Origin of the sequence: Lachnoclostridium sp. An138, from assembly GCF_002160765.1 — a bacterium.
GTDB classification, from domain to species: Bacteria; Bacillota; Clostridia; order Lachnospirales; family Lachnospiraceae; genus Laedolimicola; species Laedolimicola faecalis.
The window spans coordinates 1-4,689 of record NZ_NFLF01000044.1; the positions used below are offsets into that span (position 1 = coordinate 1).

Genomic DNA, 4,689 nt, shown 5'->3' on the forward strand with positions numbered 1-4,689 from the left:
GATAATACCTAATTATCCTGTGTTTTGAGAGGAGGTATTTCATGAAAAAGCAATCGATCATCATTCCTTTTCACAGGGACCGGGACATGCTTATGTTCAGTCTGAAAACGCTTTTCCAGACTATTCCAGACGATGTGGAAGTTATTGTTGTAGGAAATAATTCGAACTACAATGAAATTGATTTTGAAATATCTGACCCAAGATGTACATATTATAAAATCAATGACAACTTATTTTATCCCGGTGCAGTAAACTATGGGGTTTCGAAATCCCACGGGGATCTCCTTACCATCTGTGATCCAGATGTATTCTATCTAGCAAACTGGTACGAGCCTCTGAAAAATAAATTAAGGACGACTTCCGCCGGAGCAGTTAGCTGTAAATTAATCAATCCCTGTAATAACCGGATACTGGACTTTGGAGTTTATTATGCAAAATATAACGCAGTGCATTCCACAACCGGGCTGCTTCATGATCATCCTCTGGCTGGAAAGGATCGCATAGTGCAGTCTGCCTGCAGTGCTGTACTGATGACGACACGGGAATTATTTGACCAGGTCGATGGAATGGATAAAGATCTGCCCTTTGCGTATACCGATTTCGATTTTTGTTTGAAACTATATGAATTAGGACATCCTACTATCGTTGTAGCTGATTCTGAAGTTTACCACAAGGGAAGCACAGACCCCGACAATTCCAAATATCACAGCTTTGGATATTTACGTTCCGACTGCAAAGGAATGTTTTACGCAAATGATTTTCATAGAATGAAGTTAGACTTTTACAAATGGTTTATGATCACTTATGAGTATTTCCGTCAAAGACATAAGGGCTATCCCAGGAAATATTTTCTGATAGACATGTCCACTGTCTATAACCGGGAAGATTATTATCAGGTTCTCACAGACAGATTAGATTTGGAGTTCCTTGATCGTCACATTATTCCTGTGAAGACAAGAAACCCCTCCAACATTTCACTACACCAGTCAGTAGACTTTGATTTTATTACTTTAAATACACCGATTTTGTTTTTTGTGGATACCTTCTGCAGCTTATTTAACAATTCTCTTTGGTTTAAAATGCGAAATATCTCTCATGATATCGTTATAGACCGTCATGGAAATATTCTGCCACTCGATGAAATTGCCGAACAGCGCTGTTAAAGTATCGGCAAATTGAATAAGCCGTCCCCTGTTCTCTGGATACCTGCAGCCTGCCATGTATCCAGACTGCAGGTAAGAGCCTGGCTCGACTGCTCCAAAACATCTTTCCCAATAAATTCTTCTGCTTTTTCCAACATGTTAAGGATGCGGAACGCGATGATAATATTATCAATCAACAGCATTCTTTTTTCTTCATAAAATAATCCTGTGTCAGACTGGTAGAAAAGGTGATAAGCTTCTCTGAAATGGTAATAGCAGTTTTCGGCTTCTTTGCAATAGCAGGAGAAGATCCCCCGCATATTTAGAAATTCATAGTCCCTTTTTGTTCCCACCATTTTTGCCAGCTGCGCAGCAGCTGAAAGTTGTTTTTTTAGGAAATCCCTTTGCGCGCTGGAGTTTTTCATCAAAAGCGCCATACATTCAAAATTACTCAGTGAAGAGGAAAATATCAGCTTTTCACTAATAAAAGACCTGCTGTTCAGATATTCCCTGGCTTCTTCAATATCTGTCAGCGCAACATGGGGGGTTTGGTTTATCAAGGCTATTTGTATTTTCTTGCGATAGTAATTCATAGCTTTTTCCGGCAGGCGTTCCGGAGGAAACTGTAGGCATTGCTCCCAGATTTCCAGTAACCGTTCCTTATCCTTGGCAAGACAATAATAATTATATCCCTCGTCTGACAGGTTCAAATACGTAAATTCGTCTCTCAGATGAGAGTCTGTAATTTTATTTGTATATTTCCAAGCGTTTTTTAAACACTGCTCAGCTTGCTGTGAATGGTATGAATCACGAAACTCACGGTGATTAATGAGAAGCCGGTTATCAATCATAGCGCACAAAGCGTAAAAGCTGTCGCTATCGCTCTGAGGAACACGCTGCTTCACTGATTTAAGATATGTAATTGCATCCTTATGCCTTTTTAGATGGAACAGCAAATCTGCATAGGCATTCATATAATTGCGGAAAGCTGTCGTTGTAAACAGTTCTTCTGCCGTAGAGGAGTTCAACTTTTCATTCATTTTTTCATAATATTCAAGGCTTTTTTCCAATCCCAGAAGCGTTTTTAGTCGCGAGCAGATCGAAACGAGTGTTTCCAGCCACCGGATATCATGATTTTGAAAACCCAAAACTAAAGAGAAGAGCCTGTCATAATAGTCCCAGGCCAATTTATGTGCCATGTTAGTTTCCAGAAATCCCGGGCAAAGTTTCATCAGCGCTTCTTCTGAAACATTTTTCTGAAAAATACTACTAAAATAGTATGCGAAAATGTTCTGTTCTTTTATTCTTTCGCTCCGCTGCAAAGATAATACATGAACAGCATACAAATACATTTGCGGGCAATAGGCGCTAAAGAAAGTCTCAATAATATCATGGAAAAACTGATACTTTTTGTCCTCTCGTTGCAAGAGAAATGCATGTTTAGACAGCTGCTCGACTACAGAAATATCCAAGTGCAAGTGACGAATCTGATCTTGGCTCAAAATTCCCAAAATCTGCACCATCCCCAGTATAGAATAACAGGTTTCTTCCTCTAATTGATACCGGGCAAGGAAAGCGAGCCAGCGTTTTTTGATGATTTCTTGTACCCCATCTGGCATGCGTTCTACTACATTTAAGAAAATTTCATTAGATATAATATAGCTGTGGTTGTCATTATCTGACCCCAAGGCGCCGGCTTCATATAAATAATAGACCGACTGGTAAAGACAAAATGGATTTAGGGAGGCTTTAGCAATGATTTTCTTAAACTCTTCATCCAGATAATCATTGTTCACATGCAGCAGCTCTCGCAAAAACAGAATACCATTTAATTCCGTTTCAAATCCGGAAATCTTGAAGATTTTAAATTCGGGCCTGTCTTTTTCGATTTCTTTTGCGTAATCGACAAGCTGCTCAGTATCAGAGCCCGAAAAATCATTATTCACGGTTAAAACTAATACAGACAAGTTTTTACATGATTGCTGTTTTCCATACTCTACATATTTGTACAAAAAATGTGTCATCGGTTTTCCGAAAAACTGCACATTGTCAATGACAAGAGCAATTTTTTCTCTGCTCATTTTCTCATATAGGATGTCAAAATCAGTTTCTATGATTTGTATCAGTTCTTCATCCGTTTGGTGCTCTGAAAATTTAGAGGCTAATCTGTAAGCTTTATAGGAAGGCTTGGTTTTATCCCCTTCTGTACAGCAAAGAATATCATCCTCTAGATACTGAAGTATTTCCCTGCGGGGAACCTCGTATAAAAAGTAAATAAGTTCCCTGAAAATAACCTCGACAGAATCCTTTTCGTTCCCGATAAAACTGACAACTCTGTATCTGAATTTGATCAGATTGTCTAAGGCTTCCCGCAGAAGGCGTGTTTTCCCTGTTCCACTGAAACCAGTAATCAGCATACAGCTAAGTCTGTCATTGTTTAGAATATACGAGTTTAGCCTTGCTATAATCTTTCTATAGTTTTCACCCAGAAGCGGTGTCGTTCCAACCCAATTGTTCTGAACCAATTTTCTGGCAGTCGTAAAGGAGTCTATTACTTTGCCTGCTTTTCGAATTTCGACTTTGAATATCGGTAAATACAGCTGCCTCCGGAAAACATTTGTTTTAAAGCGAAGGCGGATAACATCTCCGCTGGCCGCTTGGAGTCTTTTACAAATGACCATTTTATCAATATCTGTATATTGGCAATCTACAATATTGTAGTACCGGTTATCTTCATAAAAATCGGGGTGCAACCGGATATAAAATTCATAATCATCCGACAAAGACTCATTGATGCACAGGAAGACAATTTCAAAAACAGTATTGTAATCAATTTTTTCCACTGTTTCCAAGCTCTGCAAATCACGATCGTCTAAGGTGGAACCCAGTATGGGCGTTCTGATAAAAGAAATATCAACGAAAACAAGTTTTTCTGAAGATTTTCGTATGATATGATAAGGCTGGGGACGGAATTTGGGCGGCAAATCTCTCTTATGCTTTAAGATAAGCTCATCCAACACCTGCTCATCATAAATATATACGTTTTTTTGGGCTTTCTTTTTAAAAGAATAGATTTTGGATTTAGCAGATTTATTGATGGGAGAATAACTGAAAAAAAGTATGGTATTTACTTCAAATATCTGAGCCATAACCAGTGTGGGCGCAATGGTGTCTAACGCAATAGGTTCCTGATAGTTCTTGCATTCAGCCCATTCCAATATCCCATCTGTCGCCAAATGAAAATCCCGGTTGAAATCATGGGATTTCCCTGTCCGTTTCCAAGCCTTTCCGTACTCTAGACGAAGCAGCTCTTCTATTAGGTCTTCAAATTTAAGGCCGTCTCTGATCTGCTTGCCTGAGGACGTTAAATGTGTAAATTTATTCCAATAACTATTTTTTAATTTCCGCATAGCTTTCCTCTAAAAATGCAGGATAATTAGGTATTATCGCTAACAAAGCAACTCAAGCCTAATCCTTAGATGGAATATATTATATCAAAAATTATCATTTTTTTCCATAACAATTTCTCTGAATTACTAATACTGCA

The 4,689-nt window shown here is 38.6% G+C and carries 2 protein-coding genes; one reads left to right on the top strand and one right to left on the bottom strand.

What is annotated here, in order from left to right:
• Positions 1 to 41: 41 nt before the first annotated feature.
• Positions 42 to 1,163, top strand: a complete 1,122-nt coding sequence (locus B5E82_RS17615; RefSeq protein ID WP_087308824.1) for a glycosyltransferase family 2 protein — start codon at positions 42 to 44, stop codon at positions 1,161 to 1,163.
• On the opposite strand, the gene B5E82_RS17620 is transcribed toward B5E82_RS17615, so the two are convergent.
• A complete protein-coding gene (locus B5E82_RS17620) occupies positions 1,160 to 4,552 on the bottom strand; it encodes an ATP-binding protein (RefSeq protein WP_087308825.1) in 3,393 nt (1,130 codons plus the stop codon). The two genes, B5E82_RS17615 and B5E82_RS17620, sit on opposite strands and share 4 nt — an antisense overlap.
• Between the last annotated feature and the right edge of the window lie 137 nt (positions 4,553 to 4,689).